Raw genomic sequence first — 19,952 nt, 5'->3', positions numbered from 1 at the left:
ATTGTATGAAGAAAATTTGAATACCATGTAGTAGAATTGTGTTTTTTCTGTGAACTGGAAATGACTGTATTTTAAGCCAACGTGTTTGCACTAATGGGCAAACTGGCTCTCATAAAGATTCTTATAGAACCCGCCCACTCTGAGCAGTTCTTCATGATTCCCCTGTTCAATAATGTTCCCGTCTTTCATCACAAGAATCACATCCGCTTCCCGTATGGTAGACAGGCGGTGTGCCACGATAAAGCTGGTTCTCCCCTCCATCATCTTCTGAAATGCTTCCTGTATCTTAATTTCCGTCCTTGTATCGATCGAAGAGGTTGCCTCATCCAGAATCAGCATAGGGGGCAGATTCAGCATAACTCTCGCAATACAGAGCAGCTGCTTCTGTCCCTGGGAAAGATTCCCGCCCTCCTCCTGGATCAGTGTATCATACCCGTCCTTCATCCGCTTAATAAATCCATGGGCGTGAGCGGCTTTGGCTGCAGCTACGATTTCCTCCCGCGGGGTGTCCGGGCGGCCATAGGCAATATTTTCCGCAACCGTGCCCGACTTCAGCCAGGTTTCTTGCAGCACCATCCCATAGTTTGCCCGCAGGCTGTCCCTGGTCACCTCCCGGATATCATGACCGCTCAGGATAATCTGTCCCGCATCCACGTCATAGAACCGCATCAGAAGGTTAATAAGCGTTGTCTTCCCACAGCCCGTTGGCCCCACAATGGCGATCTTCTGCCCGGGTTTCACATCCAGCTTCAGATGCTCCAGCAGCGGTACATCCTTTCTATACGAAAAAGAGACATTCTCCAGCTTCAGGCTGCCGTCCGCCTGCCCCATAACTATGGCGTCCCCGGAATCCGGGATCTCGGGCGTCTCCTCGATAAAATCAAAGACCCGTTTTGCACATGCAAATGCATTCTGCAGCTCCGTCACCACGCTGGAAATCTCATTAAAGGGCTTTGTATACTGGTTCGCATAACTCAGGAAACAGGACAGCTGTCCAACGGAAATCACCCCGCCTATCGCCGTGAATGCGCCCACAATCCCGACTCCCGCATATACAAGCCCGTTTACAAACCTCGTACTGGGATTGGTAATGGAAGAGAAGAATATGGCTTTCAGGCTTACTTCCTGCAGCCTGCGGTTGATCTCATCAAAACGTTCCAGCGCACGGTCCCCGTAACCAAAGGCCTGGACGACCTTCTGGTTTCCCACCATTTCATCCACCAGGGAAGTCATCTCCGCCCGCGCTTCAGACTGTGCCCTGAACATGGTGTACGTTCTTTTTGCTATAAAGCTGGCTACAAAAAGAGACAGCGGCGTGATCAAAATGACCACTAGGGAAATCCTCACATTGATAGAAAGCATAAAGATCAGCGTCCCGGCGATTGTCACAATCCCCGTGAACAGTTGTGTAAATCCCATCAGCAGTCCGTCTGAGAACTGCTCCACATCCGTGATAATCCTGCTGATTGTCTCGCCGTACTGATGGCTGTCAATATATTTTAAAGGAAGGATTTCCAGCTGCGCAAAGGCACGGGTCCTTACATCCTTTACAACACGGTAGGTAATCGTATTGTTGCACAGGTTCATCAGCCACTGCGCTGCACTCGTAATGAATATGACAGCGGCCAGAATCTTCAGAATATAGAAAATAGAGTCAAAATCCACCTGATTTGTTCCTATTATATAATCAATTGCATTTCCGGTCAGGATCGGTGCATACAGAGTCAGCGCAACGGATATCACCGCAAAGACCAGCGAGAGCACCAGATAATGCAGGTATGGCTTAATCAGGCGCAGGATTTTCTTAATAGTACCGTCATGATTTCGTGCCATCTTAGCCCACCTCCTCTCTGGAAAGCTGCGAGTAGCAGATCTCCCTGTAGACCTGGCAGTTCTCCAGCAGTTCCCCGTGCGTTCCGCAGCCTGCAATCTCCCCGTCATCCAGCACGAGAATCCGGTCCGCATACATAATAGAGGCCGCCCGCTGGGATACGATAAACACGGTCATTCCCGATGTGTCTTCTTTGAGCGCCTTTCGCAGCCGGGAATCTGTAGCAAAATCAAGCGCCGATGCGCTGTCATCCAAAATCAATACCTGGGGCCGCCGCACCAAAGCCCTTGCAATCGTAAGGCGCTGTTTCTGCCCGCCGGACAGATTTTTACCGCCCTCGCTGACCATGGTATCCAGCCCTTTCGGTTTTCCCTCCACGATTTCCAGCGCCTGGGCCGTCTTCAGTGCCGTTCTGATCTCGTCATCCGAGGCATTCTCTTTTCCCATTTTCATGTTTTCCCGGATCGTTCCATGGAAAAGGACCGCCTTCTGCGGAACAACGCCGGTTGTCCCCCTCAGATCATCCAGCCTCCATTCCCTCACGTCCGTTCCGTTCACACACACTGCGCCTTCACTGACATCATAAAAACGAGGGATCAGATTTACAAGCGTAGACTTACCGCAACCGGTTCCTCCGATGATTCCAATCGTCTCACCCGCGCCTGCACAAAATGAAATGTGCGACAGCGCAGGCTCCTGGCTGCCTTCATAGTAAAAGGTAACATCCCGCATCTCCACACGCGGCAGAGGATCTGCGGCAGATGCCGTTTTGGTTCCGTTCTGTATGGATCCCGCGCCATCCGTAATACCCGGCTTCAGGTCAAATACCTCATTGATTCTGCCCGCGGATGCCATCGCCTTTGTAAAAGAAACGATGAGATTGGCAAGCGCCACCAGCGCCAGCAGTATCTGCGTCATATAGTTCACAAGCGCAATGACTTCCCCCTGGGTAATCCGTCCTGCCTGCACCGCGCCCCCGCCGTACCAGACAACGGCGATGATGCCCAGGTTCACCAGCACATAGGTCAGGGGATTCAGCAGAGCCGATATCTTTCCGACTAGCTGCTGAAACCGCATCAGTGTGCCGCTTTTATCCTCAAACTCTGCTTTCTCCTGATTCTGTGTTCGAAACGCCCTGATCACACGAATTCCGGCCAGATTCTCCCGTGTAGAAAGAAGAACCTGGTCCAGGCTCTTCTGTACTTTTTTATACAGAGGAATCGTCAGCATCATAATGCCATATATTACAAGGGACAAGACCGGCACGGTGATCAAAAATATAACCGCTACCTTCACGTCGATCGTAAATGCCATAATCATTGCGCCAACCACAATAAACGGGGAACGCAGAAACAGCCTGAGCACCAGATTCACCCCAGACTGCACCTGATTAATATCGCTCGTCATGCGCACAACTAATGTAGAGCTCCCTGCTTTGTCTATCTCCGCATAGGACAGATCACCGATATGGCGGAACAATTCGTGCCTTAGCCCGGTGCCAAACCCAACGGCCGCCCTCGCCGCAAAATACTGTGCCAGAAGCGAACAGCTCAGCCCCAGCACGCCGAAAACAACAAGAACAGCGCCCATCTTCCATATATATGGCACATTCCGGTGCCGGATTCCCACATCAATAATCTGTGCCATAATCAGCGGTACAATCAGTTCAAATGTTGCCTCCAGCAGTTTAAACAGCGGCCCGATAATGCTTTCCTTTTTATACCCGTTTAAAAACGGCAGTAATCTTCTCACGCTTTTTTCCTCCAAGTCCGTTATATTGCACGACTGTATTGTAACAGACAATACCTCTACTGTAAATGTTTCCCATTATTGTAACAGTTCAGACAAGTCTGAACTGGTTACTATTCACGGCCCGGGGGCCGCGCATAGTAACGGCATCTGGGCCATTTAAAGTCGCCTGGGGCGAGGGCCCAGATGCCCGGCTTCATCACTTTAATTGTTCGGATGCCGTGCAGCGGGGTGCACGGCCCCGTGAATAGTAACCTGAACTATTATCAATTTTTTATTTTTTGAGCACGTTTTCTCCATAAAAGTATTGACTTTTTAATCTTAAAAGAATATTGTATTAGTTAAGTAATACAACTACCATTACACTAAATCATGGAGGGATGTTTCATGGAACCACTCATCAAAGTTGAGAACCTGCATAAAATCTACAATCCCGGCGAAAACGAAGTGCGTGCATTGGACGGTATCGATCTGGAAATCGGAAAAGGCGAGTTTGTCGCAATCATCGGGCACTCCGGTTCCGGAAAGTCTACACTGATGAACATGCTGGGCTGTCTTGACGTCCCCTCTTCGGGAAATTACTTTCTGAACGGACACGATGTCTCTAAACTGACAGACAACCAATTGTCAGATATACGCAATAAAGAGATCGGATTCATTTTCCAGGGATTTAACCTGATTGCCAATCTCGATGCTGTCGAAAATGTTGAGCTGCCGCTGATTTACCGCGGACTTGGGAAGCAGAAACGCCGCAGGATTGCGGTCGAAGCCTTGAAAAAGGTCGGATTGGGCACGCGGATGAAGCACAAGCCAAATGAGCTTTCCGGCGGTCAGCAGCAAAGGGTAGCTGTGGCGCGCGCCATTGCCGCACAGCCTCCAATCGTATTGGCCGATGAGCCGACCGGTAACCTGGACACCAAATCCACGAAGGAAATCATGGAGATTCTGAAAGGCCTCCATAAGGGAGGCCGCACCGTTATTATCATCACTCACGATGATGAGATCGCACAACAGGTCAACAGAGTCGTCCGCATCATTGACGGGCGTATCGAAAATGATTATCTGAATGAAGAAAGGGAAGGGGCATAATATGTTTTCCAAAAAGAAAAAAGAACAGGAAGAAATTTTAGACACCATTGATAACGATTTGACCGATGAAGATTTACTTACCGGGGATGATTCCTACGAACTGGAAGATGCCGAAGCGGCGAAGCCCCCTAAGAAGAAGCTTCCCGCCTGGATCATCATCCCGGTAATTGCGGTTCTGGGCATAGTGATCTTCGCGGCCTCAAAGCTAACCACTGGCAGCGGCAGCAACCAGGCGACAACACTGCAGGTTGCTGAAGTCACAACAGGCGATATTAAAGAAGTTTACAATGCAAGCGGAAAGATAGAAAGTGAAAACACGAAGACCTATTATTCTCCCGTCACTGCACCTGTTGCCATCTGCAACGCTGTTGTGGGCAATTCCGTAAAGGCCGGCGATCTCCTGGTGAGCTTTGACACAACAAATTTGGAGCGAGACAACCAGCAGGCACAACTGAGCCTGCAGTCCAGCCTCAATGCATCCCAGGCTACAAAGGCACAAAATGCCAAAGCCATTGACGCGGCAAATGCGGCATCTGCACAGGCTGCAGACCAGGCCAACCGGCTGGCTGATAAAGTAAACGACCTTGCTGCTCAGGTTGACGCCGCTTATGCACAATATCAGGCCAACCAGGCAGAGGCAGACGCCGCTGCCCCGGAACAGGAACGCCTGAAGAAAATCGTCGCGGAACAGCAGGAAATTATCAATACCAACCAGGCAGTGATCGATGAAATAAATACTAACTACGCGGGACGCCGCGCTGATCTTGAGGCTGCACTTGCAAAACCAGACGATCAGAGGACTGCTGATGACACTGCTGTGATTAAAGCACTTCAGCCGATTTTCAAAAAATACGATGATGCAGCACAAGCAATCAATGATGCCCAGCAGATAATCGACGAGACGGCACCTGGCATCAATAATGATCCCGTGAATGATGCCGGTTATGCACAGCTCAAGGCGCAGTATGATGCAGCCTACGCAGAATGGGAAGCAGCTTACAATGCGGCCAACGCACCGGCCACAGACCCCGGAATGTCCTCCGCAGAGCTGGCTAACCTGGATATCAGCGACAACCTTGCCGAACTCACGGCGCTGACCCCCGCCGAGCTTGTGGAAAAGGGCCGGGAAGGCATGAAGGCCGACATGGACGGTGTAATCGCAGCCGTAGATGCGCTGCAGACCAACACAGCCACCCAGGGAATGGCCATGTTCACCATCGCCAGTACCGAGAAGGTTCGTGTAAAAATCGAAGTATCTCCCGATGACTATGAAAAGATGAAGGTTGGCAATAAAGCCACCGTCACCGTTGGAGACTATAAATACGAAGGGAAACTGACAAAGGTCAATAAAATAGCCGTTAATAATGAAAAAGGGAACCCGGTCATCGGTGCAGAGATCCATATCGACAATCCGGATGAAAACCTCTGCATCGGCGCTACAGCCAAAATCACAATGACCGTTGCGGAAGCCGACAATGTACTGGTTGTTCCGACGGAAGTCATCAACACCTCCTCTGAGGGCGATTTTGTCTATGTAATTGAGAACGGTGTTGTAAAGAAAAAACCGGTCGAACTGGGTACCGCATCCACCACACAGATCGAAGTTAAGAGCGGCCTGAAAAAGGGGGATAAAGTGGTAAATGATCTGAACGTAGATATTGAGGACGGCATGAAGGCTACTGCGGCGCCTGCAAAGGGCACGGGCTCCGATGCCGGTGCAGAAGCAGCGAAAGAATAAACGGACTGATTGAGAAAAGAGGACTTAATATGGGACAATTTTTAGAATACGTAAAAATGGCTCTTGATAATATCCGTTCCAATAAAGGCCGTTCCTTCCTTACGATGCTGGGTATCATCATAGGCATCACATCTGTCGTCACCATCGTTTCCATCGGAAACGGTCTGAAAAAAGATGTGGTCGATGCTTCAAACGAACAGAACAACACCGTCACGGTCCAGGCTAATTCCGACGAGGTATCGGACCCCAACTGCATTACGGGCGAAGATATTTCTTATCTGAAAACAACCCTGGGAGATTCCATACAGAGCGTATCCGCCTATTCGGGTACATTAGGATCCATTACAACCCGAAAAGGGAAATTTGATGCCTACGTAGGGCTGACAACTCCTGATTATGAAAACGCACAATACCAAAATCCTCTGGTAAAGGGAAGTTACTTCACGGATAATGATGTTGCAAATGCCAACAAAGTGTGCGTCATAGACGAACTGACAGCACTATACTTATTCGGTAATACAGATGTCATTGGCATGACCATCGAACTGCAGATAGACAGCAATATACAAAATTTTAACATCATCGGCATACGTGAGACTGCTCCGGAAATGATGGAAGCAGAAAAACAGTACCTGGCAATGGGAATGGATAAAAGTATTTCCATCGAGATGCCTTATACTGTCTCTGCAGACCTGGGAACTCCGGTAGAAGCTTTTGCTTCCGTCTCCATCACTGCTGCTGACAAAGACCAGGCATCCAGGATCGCAAAAAACGCGGTACAGATCCTGAATTCCAGACACCAGAATCTGGGCGAAACGCCATTCATCCAGCAGAAGCCAATGGATTTCTCCGATATGTTCGGTTCCATCATGGACGGAGTAACCGCCTTCGTAGCTCTGGTTGCAGGCATATCACTGATTGTCGGCGGTATCGGGGTTATGAATATCATGCTTGTATCCGTCACAGAACGTACCCGCGAGATCGGAATCCGCAAGGCCCTGGGGGCCAAGACAGGATCCATCATCGCACAGTTCCTCTGTGAATCCGCGATCATCTCGGGCATGGGAGGAATCATCGGAATCATACTCGGCGCCGCGCTAACGGCCCTGATCAGCGCCCTTGGAATCGGCGGCATCAAGGCTCAACTTTCCTTCCCGGCGATTCTGATTGCAACCATATTCTCCTGCAGTGTGGGAATCGTATTCGGCATCTATCCGGCAAAGAAGGCGGCCAAACTCAGCCCAATTGAGGCGCTTAGACGGATGTAATAATATTTATTAATAGATTTAACAGAAAATCCTGTGCGCTCTTGCAAAGACAGCACATGATTCTATACAACTTATTCACTAATCTCATAAAACGAGGAGGGTTTTCACATGAAAAAACAAAGTAAGCTTTTAAAAGTATTCTCTATCATCCTGATTGTCATTGGGGCAATTTCCCTCTTGTCAGGTGTGTTTGCTATCGCTATGAAATCAACAATGGATGCGACCTATGAGGCAATGGGTATCGTACCGCCGACGACGTTCTCTTATGTATATTCGATTATTGGCGGGCTGATCATACTGGCAGCCGGTATCATAGGTGTAGCCTATAAATCCAGAAAAATAGTGCTGATTATAGGAATTATACTGGCAGCATACTATGTGTTTAATATTATTTACGCTGCTATGACTACGGGATTCTCCGCATTCAGCCTGGTGGGGCTGATCTGGCCTCTGCTGTACCTCTGGGGGTGGTATCTTTCTGAGTAACGATAGGAGGGGACGCTGAGTGGAAGTGGAATAGGCCTCTTTCCGATGGGGGCGCGAAGTAATGGAACAGCCGTAAGCCTGACAAATGCACATATGCCGTTTTGGGGTGCGGACGCGAACCTAAGAAATTCTAGGAAGCCGACAGCCCCAAAAGTGGAGTACAGGGGACACATCACAAGAAATCTGATGATTTCTTGCGCTGGGTCCCCTGATTTTGTGATTTGGTAATCACAAAATCTCTCCACTTTTGGGGCTGTCGGCTTCCAAGAATTTCTAAGGTCCGCTTTAGCACCCCGAAACGGCATATGTGCATTTGTCAGGCTTACGGCTGTTCCATTACTTCACGGCCCCATCGGAAAGAGGCCTATTCCACTTCCACTCAGCTGGTGCATCCAGGCTGATGGGACTGTGTTACTGGTGGAGGGACTCTTACGGGGGAATGGGGATGGAGTTGGTATAGGTGATCAGTTGACTAGTCAGGAGATAGGGAAGGGACGTTTAAACAGGCATAGAATTGGAATTTTTATTTATTGCTTGGTTATTTTTTACAAGATTGTTGTATTATTGAGGGTTTGTACTTATAATAATAAATACGTGGGTTCTGTGTGTGGTGAAAACGTCTGTAGTTATTCTGGTTCCGGTGGGGAAACGGTATTATGTTACGATGATGACAGATGAGGATTTTCCTGTGAGGAGTATGCGATTATGACCTGGAATATTGCACCCGAAAGCATTTCTTTGGTTATGCTTGGGATTATTTTAATTTATTCACGAAAAGGCAGCCGTCTTCCAACTCTGAAGAACAGAATGTTTCAGGGATGTCTGATGGTTACTTTTTGTGCCATGCTTACTAATATCCTTTCCACAGTTATGATTTATTTTGATCAGATTGTTCCTCTATGGAGCATCTGGATCATCACGACTCTTTATTTTCTTCTTACCCCTTTTATGGGCCTGGCTTATTTTCTTTATACTATGGCCATTATTTATGTCGAAAGCCCGGGGTTAAAGAAGTCTTTTCTATTTTGTTCCATTCCCGGGTTTGGGTATGCTGTACTGATTCTGCTGAATCCGTTTACCAGGAATATTTTCGATCTGACCGCAGTGGAAGGTTATACACGTGGAAACCTGATTATCACAACTTATCTGATTTTCTATCTTTACTGCCTCGCATGTCTTGTTATTACTCTAGTAAATTACAAAAAGATAGACAAGGAGATTTCACGGATTTTAGCTTCATTTCCTGTGCTTGCGTTTCTGGTAATTATATTTCAACAGGCATATCCTCAAATTATTCTTTCAGGTACCGCCGCCACATGTGCTCTTCTTATCATTTACCTTCACCTGCAGAATAAACAGATCTCTCTGGATTACCTGACTAATCTTCCAAACCGGCAGGAACTTTTGAATATGCTTACCCTGCTGCTCACCCGCTATCCTGACAGGCCCTTTACACTTGTAGTCGTGTCGCTGCGCGATTTCCGGCTGATTAACAACGCTTGGGGGCAGCATAACGGAGATGCTTTACTGAAATCACTTTCTCAATTTCTGAATTCCGTTGGTCCGTCCCAGAATGTCTACCGTTTCAGCGGGGATGAATTTGCGCTTTTGTTTCCCAAAGAAGAGGACAGCAGGATACGAAGCTGCATCGTGAAAATACAAGACCACATGACCCACCCATGGGAGGTCAATGACTATCAATTCAATCTGTCGGCAGTCATGGGGGTGATCCGCCATACAGAGGCCGCACAGACGCTGGAGGAGGTCATAACCTCCATAGAGTACGCCGTTGTGCAGGCTAAAACCGGCAGATATGGACAGATCTGCTATTGTGACAGAGAGATGCTGTCCAAGCTGAAGCGAAGACGCCGTATCATACAGATTCTAAAAGACAAACTGGCCGACGAGAGTTTTGAGATGTTCTATCAGCCCATATATGAAGTCAAAACAGGTAAATTTCTCTATGCCGAATCTCTGATGCGGATGAATGACACTCCCATCGGACCTGTTTATCCGTCCGAGTTTATACCAATCGCCGAAGAGACAGGGCTTCTCATTGATATTACATACGTCATAATAAAGAAAGTGTGCTGCTTCATCAATCGGCTTCTGGATATGAAGATACCCATCGAATGTATACATGTGAATTTTTCAGCAATTCAGTTTTCCCAGCCAAACCTGGCGGAAAAGGTCTTGGATATCATTCACTGCTGCCACACTCCGGCACATACACTCAAGATCGAGTTTACAGAAAGCACCCTGGCAGAGAATCCGGAGATCGTAAGAGAATTCGCGCTGGAAGTGGAAAAACACGGCATCATGATGGGCCTGGATGATTTTGGCACCGGCTATTCCAACATCGCCACCGTCATCAGCCTCCCCTTCGGTACCGTAAAGCTGGACCGCAGTCTTATCTGCGCATCCATGGAAAACAGCACCTCCGCCCTGGCCGTCAAAAATATGGTGCGCACGTTCCAGGAGCTTGGAATGAAAGTAGTCGCAGAAGGAGTAGAAACCGAAGAACAGAAGCAGCTCGTCATAGACTTTGGCATAGATCAGATACAGGGTTTCTACTACTCAAAACCTCTCGCAGAGGAGGATTTTTTGCGGTTTTTGATGTGATTTGACTGGGGGGGGGCGCCTGTCTCCCGTCGGATGCACCAGCGGTCTGTGCCGATGACTGCGGCACTGGAGGGGATGTCTACGGAGGCATCCCCTCCGGCCCCGCAGTCATCAGCACAGACAAGCGTCCCCTTATAAATCCGCCCCCGCCTGTTCCATTATTTTTCTGAGTTTTTTTATGTAGTATTTATAGTTCTCCAGTGAGGTGGATGGCGCCACCTGGTGGTCGGATCCCGGGATATAGCCGCCGCCCCTGATGACAGGCAGGATACGGTCGAATTCTTTGTCAATGGCCGCGGGGCCCTTTGCGATCTCCAGTTTGTTGAAGCTTCCGATAAATTTTAGCTTTGGAAATTGTTTTCTTACCTCTACGATGTCCATTCCCGCATTAACATCCATTGGCAGGAATCCGTCAACTCCGGCATCCATAAAGTTGGGGATCAGACGGGCAAAGTCTCCGTCGGTGTCTACGAAAACATTTCCAACGCCATGCTCCTTGAACAGCGGAATCAGCGCTCTGTAATAGTCTGCCACGAATTCCTCGAAACAGTCCGGGGATACCATTGGGCCGTTCTTTCCGCTTAAGTCCTCCATAAAATAGATGACATCCGGCTGTACGAGGTCTATTACTTTTAATAACTTTGTACGGTAAATCTCCAGTATGTAATCATTGATGGCGTGCAGCAGTTCCGGTTCATCATAGAATGCATACATATGGGCTTCTATTCCAAGCAGTTCCCGGGGTACCCAGAAAAAGCCCTCTATGTTAAGGCGGATAGAATAGTCCCCTCTGTCGTGCCCCTCTGCCAGATGGCCGTAAGCGGCTTCGATCTGCTTATCTGAGAAATATGCTTCCAGCTCTTTCTCTGCGTGCGATTTCAGATTTTCCCAGTCTTCCATGGTTTCTATGACCGGCTTATAGTCTAGCTCCAGGTCTGAACCGGTATTTTTGAGCACCTGCCGGCCGTAGATATCCTGCTTGATGATATGTTCCGGTGTCTCTTCTATGATCTTCTCTTCAAAGCGGCGGAAAGGAAGTACAAAATGGATTCTTCTGACTGGGTCAAAGCCCAGATACTGCTCATATTCCATAACTCCCTGGCCCCACTCTGCTGCAAGATACTTTTCGGTCTGATTTGCTTTATTTCCGACAATATTGTTTGTAATATCCTTGGCTCCGTCTGCAATCTCGGCGGGCATTCCCTCTTCTTTAAACCGGTTCGTGGTCAATACCCATGGATAGAATGTCTCCGCGACTGTGCCTCTTCCTTCGGGTTTCTGAAAATTAAGTGTAGCCTGTTCCCGTTCTCTATTCGTCATCTTTCATTCCTCCACTGTCATTATGATAGTTTTATTATAAAAGGCAGCCTGTAATAAAAACATGGAAATGTAAAACATTCTTTTGTAAAATCCAAAACCAAACCTTTCTCTCTAAAGCCTCAGGACCAGGAAAGATACATGATGTGAAGATGCACTGTAAAGGGACTTCCCCTCGCCGCATTCATATACTAAACCAGGAATTGCTTTCTGTACTCACGGGGCGTGCATCCCACCGCGTTTTTGAATACTTTGCTGAAGTAAAACTGATCTGTAAACCCCAGCGCTTCTGCCACCTCTCCAATGAGGCAGTCATGGCATTCCAGCAGCTTTTTCGCTTCCGTGATCTTCAGATTTATAATGTATTCGTTATAAGTACAGCCCTCATATTTCTTAAAAATTTTACTCAGATACGGCTGGCTTATCATGAATCTGCTACAGATTCTGATGATGCTGTTGTCCTCCGATAAATGGTGCTTAACATAGTGCTCGATCATGGACACCAGCTCCCGGCCTGAGGGCTTTTCAGAAGACAGGTACACTCTGCTCTGCTCCTTTTTCATTGATGCCAGGAGTTTTTGAATCCGGTCAAATAATTCCTCGATCTTGGCCGGTTCTATTGGTTTGAGCAGATAGTCAAAGCCTCCGTACAGAAATGCATCGTGAACATAGTGAAAGTCCGAATAGCCGCTGACTGCGATGCAGACCGCAGGTTTCTCTTCCTGCTGCCCAATGTATTTTATCAGTTCAATCCCGCTTTTTCTTGGCATTTTCATATCCGTAAGCACGACTTCCGGGTGGATCTCTTCGAAGATCTCAATTGCCCGGTCCACGGAATAAGCTTCTGCGATTACTTCAAAATCCCTTATGCGCTGCGAAATCGCCCGTTTTTCTGCTTCCAGAATCGCCGGCTCGTCATCTACTAAAAGCACTTTATACATGTTAACCTCCCTAAACTACTCGAGTTTCATTTTCAGTACAATCGTTGTACCTCCGGTATCATTCTGCCCCAGTATTTCATAGGAAAAGCCTTCTCCGAAGAAAATAGAAAGCCTGATCAGCGTCCCGCTCAGCCCCATGCCGCCGAACTGGAGATTGTCTGTGATTTCTTGGGAGCCGTGATCCCGGTAAAAGGTCTCAATTCTGCTTCTTACCAGTTCCACAGCCTCCTTGGTTACCCCGCAGCCATTATCTTTGATCTCCACAATCGCATATCCGTCAAATTCGACGACATAGATCTGGATAAATACGTGTTCGGATTCCAGAAGACTGTACTTGATTGCATTTTCCACAATGGGCTGGAATGTCACTTTCGGCAGCATAAAATAGTCCAGATTCCCGTCCACTGTGATCTCATAATCCAGCCTCTGGCGGTATCTGCTTTTCATGATCGCCATATATGCCTTCAGGTTCTCCAGTTCTTCCTGCCAGGTCACTTCCACCGTTGTATAATCGGACGCATACCGCATGATCTCGGACAGACAATAGCAAGCATTCGCCGCCTCCTCCCGCTCTCCGTTCTCGCACATGTTTGCGATACTGCCCAGTGTGTTATACATAAAGTGGGGGCTGATCTCGGACTGCAGTATGCCGAACAGCGTCTTGGTCTGCACATCTGCCATCTGCTTCTCCCGCTCCATGGATTCCCGCAGACGGGCCGCCATATCCTCAAAGGCCGTAACCAGAATCATAGTCTCCCAGTCCATGTCCCGGGTGGCCTGATGTTCTGTAAAGTTTTCCAGTTTTGTCCCCTGCATCCTTTTTACAAAGGTATCAATGGGCCGCATGATTTTCTTCGTCACAAACAGAATATACAAGATGGTAAATGCAATCAGCAGCAACGCCACAAGACTGATTCCCTGAATGGTATTCCGCAGTGATTTATACAAAATGCTCTCGGGCAGCACGATCACTGTCCGGCAGGGATAATAGTTGGAACTGGCCATGGTCACGATCTCTTCCCCCGTATCCTGGGCCTTCACATACTGCTCCGTAAGCTCGGCAAAATATCTGATCTTCTCTTTCGGCTGCTTCCATGTCATATCCGCATAAAAGAGATCCGCCTGATCTCCAATGAAAACCATCGTATTCAGATCATAACCGCTCCATTTTACATCGCATATATTCCTGAGGTAAAAATAGTTCTGCTGAACCTCAATATATCCTACGATTTCTTTGGATGGGGTTTTAATGGGTTTAATCTCCGTTATGACTGTTCCCTTTGTGGATGGTTCCCAGAAATCCGCCGCCGGACCCAGAAATACACGGCTGTCAGCCACATTAAAGCTGTATTTGTCCTCAATATAGGCAACCCTTGAAGCCACCTCTTCCCGTTCTGCCTCTGTGTTTCCAGTGCAGATAAAGCTGCCCGTCTTGTCATACACGGCAACACGGCGGATATCGGACTTATTTTTATAGGCATTAACCAGAATCCGCTTTACGTTCCGCCCGGTCTCCTGGTTCCAGCTCTCCGTAAATTCCACCCACAGCTCCAGAAAATGGGCGTTTGTCAGGACGTCTACCGAAGCCTGTTCCATATTTGTCAGCCTGTTATCAATCTGTTCCATTGTAGCAGCCGTTGTCTGTATCAGGTTGCTGACACCGTCGTTGTGGACGGTGTCTCTGCTGTACCGGAAAAATATAACAGCCGCCGCGGTAATCATCAGAATGACAAATACGGCATATGTAATAGACAGTTTCGTCCCCGCCTTCTGTTTTCTCATGTCCTTCGCCCATCTCCCGTCCCTAGCACTTAAGGAGGGCCGCCGCCGTCCGCAGCCCCCTCCTTATCTATCCTATATTTTAGTAATCAAATTCATCTACATTGGATGCATCAAATACAAGAGCATCTCCCAGTACACACTGTGAATCAACAATATCCTTTGCGCCAAGCCTTCCTGCGTCGATGGATGTTGAATCAGGTGTAATTGTTCCTTCTGAAAGCTGGTATGCCGTCTGTACTGCAAGATATCCAAGATCCATACAGTTCCAGAGTACACCGGAATTCAACGGATTCTCGTCGTCTTTGATGTAAGTCTTGAGTGCGTTCGGTGTTGCCAGCCCTGTCATGGAAACGACTTTTGCGTCCGGTTTACTGGATGCAGACTGGTACTGTGCCCCAAGTGCAGGTGTGGCCATGGATGATAGTCCGATTGCCGCCTGGATCTTATCCTCGCCTTCGCCCATACGTCCGATCAAAGTTGCACATTCGCTGTTCACCTTTGTCTCATCGGTTCCTGGATAATATACGTCGGTCTCTTTGTTTTTAATCTTCATGAACTTGTAATCGTCTGTCTCAAGAAGTTTATTGATTGCATCTTCCCATGCCTTCTGGTTTGCATCCGTTCCTGAACTTGATACGAGTGCGATATTGGCAGTTTTGCTGTCTCCGTAGCCCTTATCTTTCAGGTCGTTTGCAGCGCCGTCCAGAAGTCCTTTGGCTGCGCTCTCCGCCGTGATCTGATTTACAAATATGTCCCTGGAATCTTCCTGGGCATCTGCATCGAAGGTAACCACCTTGATTCCCGCATCCTGCGCTTTCTTCAGAGTCGGAGCAATCGCGGTGGGATCGTTCGGTGATACAACGATGACATTAACCCCCTGTGCAATCCATCCCTCCAGAATATCTACCTGTTTCTGGTTCGTCGCCTGGTCCTGGGAAGGCCCGTCATACAGAAGCGTAATCCCCAGTTCGTCTGCAGCCTCCTGTGCGCCTGTCTTACATGCATCGAAGTAATTCTCTCCCTTGAACTTCGGCAGCATTGCGACCGTCATATCTCCCTCCGCATCCTTACTGTCCGAATCCTCCGTCTTGGTGTCCGCCGGCGGCGTCTCCGTCTTAGATACGCACCCCGCCAGCATCGTGACTGCCATAACTGCAATCAGCGCTCCGCCAGTTACCTTTTTCATTAACTCTTTTGCTTTCATACATCCTCTTTCCTTTCCTTTTTATTGTATATATAATACTTGCGTATTACAATCTTTTTATAACGGGTCCGACTTGGCCCTCTCGTGAGAAGTTACTGTGCACTCCCTCCGGGCGTGCACAGTAATGGCATCGGCCCATTTAAAGCAGCCTTCGGCGGGGCAGATGCCCCGAAGCCGTCACTTTATTGGCTCCGATGCCGTGCAGCCATGGCACGGCCTGAACTTTATCCGTGTGAATCCACTTTAATAATCCGCTTTTTCTTCGTACGTTCTGTTACAATTGCACATGCGATCAGGGCAATAATCAGTACCGCCCCCTGTACGATGGTCTGTACATCGATCGGTATATTCATGACCGTGAGGCCGCTGTTCAGAGTTGCAATAATAAGTGTGCCGAGAATCGTTCCTTTCATATCGCCGACGCCCCCCATGATGCTTGTGCCTCCGAGAACTACGATTGTAATGACCTTCAGATTGAAACTGGTTCCCGCATCGTATTTCACGCTTGTAAATCTTCCCAGGAAAATGAATGCAGCAATGGCGCAGACAATTCCGCATAATGTATAGATAACAATCAGCATACGGTCTGTATTGACGCCGGAGTATTTTGTGGCATTGATATTCAGCCCAATCCCATAGAGTTTTCTTCCGAAAATGCTTTTCCCCAGCAGCAGCGTGAACACAACCGCCAGTATGATAAACAACCAGATCTGTATCGGGAGACCGGAGATCGATATATTACCCATAAACTCTGCAAAACCGTAGGAGTAAACACTGTCTCCCTTTGAAATTCCTCTCGCGAGCCCCAGAAACAGGTACATGGTTGCCAGCGTGGTGACCATGGCGGAAATCTTCGCCTTTGCGATGATCACCCCATTCAGCAGCCCGCAGGCCGCTCCTGTCAGCAGGGTTGCCGCAACCGCTGCCACGGTCCCCCATTTTGTATAGGCGATTCCTCCCAGCATGGCGGAAAGGATCATCGTATTGCCTACAGACAGGTCGATTCCCCCTGTGATGATGATAAGCGTCATAGGCAGCGCAACCATACCGATCTCCACAATGTTTCTGAGCATTACGTTGATAATATATGGCGCGGTCAGAAACGACGGGCTCTTGACCGCGATTCCGCTGAATATGACCAGCCAGATCAAAAACAGGGCTTTATTAAATGAAAACTTCAGTACTTTTTTCATTAGGCTCTCTCACCTCCTGTTTTTATCAGCTTTTCTGCCGGAATCACCCGTTTTTTCTTCAGATATTTAGCTCCGCTCACAACGACGGAAATAATGATGATTGCGCCTTTTACCGCATCTGACCAGTTGGGGCTGATTCCCAAATAGTTAATCGCCGGTGCAATCAGAGCCAGGATAAAGGCCCCGATTACCGTACCAATGATCTTTCCGGATCCGCCGGCCGTACTGGTTCCTCCGAGTACGACAGCGGCGATAAAGGTCATCTCCAGCCCGGTTCCCATTGTGTTTGTCACGCGCTGTCCTGCCGTGGCAATGATGATGGCCGAGATTCCAAACAGCGCGCCTGCAATGGCATAGGTAATTACCACTGTCCGGTTTACATTTACCCCGGCGAGCCTTGCGCCGTTGGCATTATTCCCAATCGCGTAAATCTTCTTGGAAAACTTGGAATACTTCATAAACAGCAGCGCGCACACTGTCACGATCAGACAGATCAGTACGCTTGCAGGTATGATTCCAAAGATCTTGGCATCAAACGCCAGCCAGGTAAAGCTTGCGGGCAGATCGTAAATCGAGCCCTCCACCAGCAGCGGAAGCACTCCCTGGAAGATCTGAGTTGTCGCAAGCGTTGCCACGATGGCCGGTATCTTCATCTTGGTTATGAACAGGCCATTCAGGGTGCTTAAGCCTGCTCCCATCAGCATCGCCGCCGGAAGGAGCCCTGCAAAGGGAACTCCTGCTTTCCCCAGAGCGGCGGTAAACAGGCAGACCACCGAGATCAGCGCGCCCGTGGAAACATCGATATTGGAGGTGATGATGATCATATTCATGCCTATGGCTGAAATCAGGATGTAGCTGAATGTATTCAGCAGGCTCATCATATTATTAATCGAGTAAAAATCTCTTGCCAGCACGCCCAGAAGCAGCAGTACCGCTGCCAAAAATACCGCAAGATAAAATTCTGTTGTCAGAAAGGATGCTTTCTTTTTCTTCTCAGTCATCTGTTAGCCCTCCTGCCTGTCTTTCTTAGATTCCAATGCAACCGTCAGGATCTTTTCCTGTGTTACATTTTCCCGGTCAAAGCATCCTGCAATATAGCCGTCCTTCATAACATAGATCCGGTCACACATGCCGATCAGTTCGGGCAGCTCGGATGAAATCATAATGATCGTAAGGCCCTTTTGCGTCAGTTCACTGATGATCTTATGTATCTCTGCTTTTGCGTTGACATCAACCCCCCGGGTTGGTTCATCCAGAATCAAAAGCTTCGGCCCCATTGCCAGCGCTTTGGATACGGATACCTTCTGCTGGTTGCCCCCGGACAGGTTCGCAACCAGGAAATCCGGGGCCGGAGCTTTGATTCCAACCTCCTTGATGTACGCTTCCCCTTTCGCTCTCTCCTTTTTTTCATCCAGAAAGCCGGGACCTTTGCTGAAGTTTTCCAGCTGGGGGAGTGAAATGTTCTGTTGAATGCTCATATCCACAATCAGGCCGTACTTTCCTCTGTCCTCCGACACATACACGATTCCGTCTGCCATGGCATCCTTATAACTGTGGATGTTCAGCTTTTTTCCTTCCAGCCAGACACTGCCGGCCGCCCTGCCGGTGAACCCGCAGATTGATTCCATCAGCTCTGTGCGTCCTGCCCCTGCAAGGCCGGCAAATCCCAGAATCTCGCCTCTATTTACATGGAAGTTGATATTCTCCAGAAAACCCTCATCATAGTATCCCTCTACCCGGAATATTTCCCCGCCGATGACAGTCTCTGACTTGGGATAATAGCTCCCCATCTTTCGTCCGACCATATCGGCCACTAATTCGTCTTTATTTGTCTCTGCAATATTTTTTGTAGAAATGTACTGTCCGTCCCGGACAACCGTCACTCTGTCGCACAGTTCAAAAATTTCTTCCATACGATGGCTGATATATACGATTCCAAGCCCGCTTGATTTGAGGTCATTGATGATCTTAAACAGTGCCGTTACTTCCCGCTGTGTCAAGGATGCAGTAGGCTCGTCGAAGATGATAATGTTCGCATCAAAGGTCAGCGCCTTTGCGATTTCAACCATCTGTTTCTGTGCCATGCCAAGTGTTTTTATCTGTGCATCCAGGCTTATCTTTGTATTCAGACGCTGGAAGATCCTCTCCGCCTCTTTCCTCATTGCACTGTAATCCAGCACCTTTATGATTCCTGCTTTCTTAGTCATCTCATGTCCAAGAAACAGGTTATCGAGCACTGTCATTTCTTCAAACAGACTTGTTTCCTGAAAAATAATGGATACGCCTTTCCCATAGGCTTCCATCGGATTGGCAAAGTCTTCTGTTTTGCCGTTTACCACCATTGTTCCGCTGTCGGCCTTGTGTACGCCGCAAACCACTTTCATCAGGGTGGACTTCCCGGCCCCGTTCTCGCCGCAGATTGCATGTATCTCGCCGCTCTGCAGATTAAAATTAATGCCGTTCAACGCCAGAACTCCAGGAAATGTTTTTACAATATCATGCAGCTCCAATATTGTCTGCCCCATGCTGTCTCCTCCTTCCTTGTACATTGTAAAATAAGTAACTGATTTTACGATGTACTAGTTTATAAAAATAGTACAGGATCTGCGGCTGAATAAACATGGAAAATCTAAATGGTTTTATATAAAATACAATCTGGGGTTTCTTCCCTTTTACGATTGCGTTATTTTTACTTCTTTACTATAATGGAGATAATAATCACTTTCTATGGA

General features: G+C 48.2%; 14 protein-coding genes. 5 read left to right on the top strand and 9 right to left on the bottom strand.

Annotation, left to right across the window (positions count from 1 at the left end; all coding sequences use genetic code 11):
- Window positions 1-90: 90 nt before the first annotated feature.
- On the bottom strand, window positions 91-1,833 hold the full coding sequence (locus MWG26_RS04395) for an ABC transporter ATP-binding protein (protein ID WP_025654855.1): 1,743 nt from the start codon (window positions 1,831-1,833) through the stop codon (window positions 91-93).
- 1 nt (window position 1,834) lies between these two features.
- Window positions 1,835-3,583 (bottom strand): ABC transporter ATP-binding protein, encoded by a 1,749-nt coding sequence (locus MWG26_RS04390; protein WP_025654854.1) that lies wholly within the window; start codon window positions 3,581-3,583, stop codon window positions 1,835-1,837.
- Window positions 3,584-3,967: 384 nt separating this feature from the next.
- Between MWG26_RS04390 and MWG26_RS04385 the strand changes: the two genes are divergently transcribed.
- The 5 genes from MWG26_RS04385 (at window position 3,968) to MWG26_RS04365 (ending at window position 10,783) form a co-directional block, all read left to right on the top strand.
- Window positions 3,968-4,669, top strand: coding sequence for an ABC transporter ATP-binding protein (locus tag MWG26_RS04385; RefSeq protein WP_025654853.1), 702 nt, complete (start codon window positions 3,968-3,970; stop codon window positions 4,667-4,669).
- Window positions 4,647-6,407 (top strand): efflux RND transporter periplasmic adaptor subunit, encoded by a 1,761-nt coding sequence (locus tag MWG26_RS04380; protein WP_244062695.1) that lies wholly within the window; start codon window positions 4,647-4,649, stop codon window positions 6,405-6,407. The genes MWG26_RS04385 and MWG26_RS04380 overlap by 23 nt, the downstream gene beginning before the upstream one ends.
- Window positions 6,408-6,436: 29 nt before the next feature.
- Window positions 6,437-7,675, top strand: a complete 1,239-nt coding sequence (locus MWG26_RS04375) for an ABC transporter permease (protein WP_025654851.1) — start codon at window positions 6,437-6,439, stop codon at window positions 7,673-7,675.
- Between the two features lie 108 nt (window positions 7,676-7,783).
- Window positions 7,784-8,161, top strand: coding sequence for a hypothetical protein (locus tag MWG26_RS04370; RefSeq protein WP_025654850.1), 378 nt, complete (start codon window positions 7,784-7,786; stop codon window positions 8,159-8,161).
- 705 nt (window positions 8,162-8,866) lie between these two features.
- Complete coding sequence (locus tag MWG26_RS04365; protein ID WP_117441006.1) at window positions 8,867-10,783, top strand: putative bifunctional diguanylate cyclase/phosphodiesterase; 1,917 nt, start codon at window positions 8,867-8,869, stop codon at window positions 10,781-10,783.
- Between the two features lie 132 nt (window positions 10,784-10,915).
- Here the strand turns inward: MWG26_RS04365 and MWG26_RS04360 are convergent, their stop codons facing one another.
- The 7 genes from MWG26_RS04360 to MWG26_RS04330 all read right to left on the bottom strand — a co-directional run bounded on the left by MWG26_RS04360 (window position 10,916) and on the right by MWG26_RS04330 (window position 19,745).
- A complete protein-coding gene (locus MWG26_RS04360) occupies window positions 10,916-12,103 on the bottom strand; it encodes a uroporphyrinogen decarboxylase family protein (RefSeq protein ID WP_025654848.1) in 1,188 nt (395 codons plus the stop codon).
- A 188-nt stretch (window positions 12,104-12,291) separates the two neighbouring features.
- The gene (locus MWG26_RS04355) at window positions 12,292-13,041 is read right to left on the bottom strand and encodes a response regulator transcription factor (protein WP_025654847.1); all 750 of its coding nucleotides are present in this window, start codon (window positions 13,039-13,041) and stop codon (window positions 12,292-12,294) included.
- Window positions 13,042-13,056: 15 nt separating this feature from the next.
- Entirely contained in the window at window positions 13,057-14,823 is a 1,767-nt protein-coding gene (locus MWG26_RS04350) for a sensor histidine kinase (protein ID WP_117441007.1), read from the bottom strand.
- Window positions 14,824-14,902: 79 nt separating this feature from the next.
- A complete protein-coding gene (locus MWG26_RS04345) occupies window positions 14,903-16,027 on the bottom strand; it encodes an autoinducer 2 ABC transporter substrate-binding protein (protein ID WP_025654845.1) in 1,125 nt (374 codons plus the stop codon).
- Window positions 16,028-16,251: 224 nt separating this feature from the next.
- Entirely contained in the window at window positions 16,252-17,220 is a 969-nt protein-coding gene (locus MWG26_RS04340; protein WP_025654844.1) for an ABC transporter permease, read from the bottom strand.
- Window positions 17,220-18,221 carry an ABC transporter permease gene (locus tag MWG26_RS04335; RefSeq protein ID WP_025654843.1) on the bottom strand — a complete coding sequence of 334 codons (1,002 nt, stop codon included), beginning with the start codon at window positions 18,219-18,221 and terminating at the stop codon, window positions 17,220-17,222. Before MWG26_RS04335 ends, MWG26_RS04340 begins: the two co-directional genes overlap by 1 nt.
- A gap of 3 nt (window positions 18,222-18,224) precedes the next feature.
- Window positions 18,225-19,745: a sugar ABC transporter ATP-binding protein gene (locus MWG26_RS04330; protein WP_044926439.1), complete on the bottom strand. Its 1,521-nt coding sequence runs from the start codon at window positions 19,743-19,745 to the stop codon at window positions 18,225-18,227.
- Between the last annotated feature and the right edge of the window lie 207 nt (window positions 19,746-19,952).

The sequence above is a fragment of the Faecalicatena contorta genome (assembly GCF_022835095.1).
In the GTDB taxonomy this organism is placed as follows: Bacteria; Bacillota; Clostridia; order Lachnospirales; family Lachnospiraceae; genus Faecalicatena; species Faecalicatena contorta.
The sequence above is the reverse complement of the archived record's forward strand: the minus strand, read 5'-3'. Positions and strand labels throughout refer to the sequence as shown.

Excerpts from the sequence above, each read along its gene's own strand:
- MWG26_RS04395 (WP_025654855.1), bottom strand. The coding sequence starts at position 1,833 with ATGGCACGAAATCATGACGGTACTATTAAGAAAATCCTGCGCCTGATT.
- MWG26_RS04385 (WP_025654853.1), top strand. The coding sequence starts at position 3,968 with ATGGAACCACTCATCAAAGTTGAGAACCTGCATAAAATCTACAATCCC.
- MWG26_RS04380 (WP_244062695.1), top strand. The coding sequence starts at position 4,647 with ATGAAGAAAGGGAAGGGGCATAATATGTTTTCCAAAAAGAAAAAAGAA.
- MWG26_RS04375 (WP_025654851.1), top strand. The coding sequence starts at position 6,437 with ATGGGACAATTTTTAGAATACGTAAAAATGGCTCTTGATAATATCCGT.
- MWG26_RS04370 (WP_025654850.1), top strand. The coding sequence starts at position 7,784 with ATGAAAAAACAAAGTAAGCTTTTAAAAGTATTCTCTATCATCCTGATT.
- MWG26_RS04365 (WP_117441006.1), top strand. The coding sequence starts at position 8,867 with ATGACCTGGAATATTGCACCCGAAAGCATTTCTTTGGTTATGCTTGGG.
- MWG26_RS04360 (WP_025654848.1), bottom strand. The coding sequence starts at position 12,103 with ATGACGAATAGAGAACGGGAACAGGCTACACTTAATTTTCAGAAACCC.
- MWG26_RS04355 (WP_025654847.1), bottom strand. The coding sequence starts at position 13,041 with ATGTATAAAGTGCTTTTAGTAGATGACGAGCCGGCGATTCTGGAAGCA.
- MWG26_RS04350 (WP_117441007.1), bottom strand. The coding sequence starts at position 14,823 with ATGAGAAAACAGAAGGCGGGGACGAAACTGTCTATTACATATGCCGTA.
- MWG26_RS04345 (WP_025654845.1), bottom strand. The coding sequence starts at position 16,027 with ATGAAAGCAAAAGAGTTAATGAAAAAGGTAACTGGCGGAGCGCTGATT.
- MWG26_RS04340 (WP_025654844.1), bottom strand. The coding sequence starts at position 17,220 with ATGAAAAAAGTACTGAAGTTTTCATTTAATAAAGCCCTGTTTTTGATC.
- MWG26_RS04335 (WP_025654843.1), bottom strand. The coding sequence starts at position 18,221 with ATGACTGAGAAGAAAAAGAAAGCATCCTTTCTGACAACAGAATTTTAT.
- MWG26_RS04330 (WP_044926439.1), bottom strand. The coding sequence starts at position 19,745 with ATGGGGCAGACAATATTGGAGCTGCATGATATTGTAAAAACATTTCCT.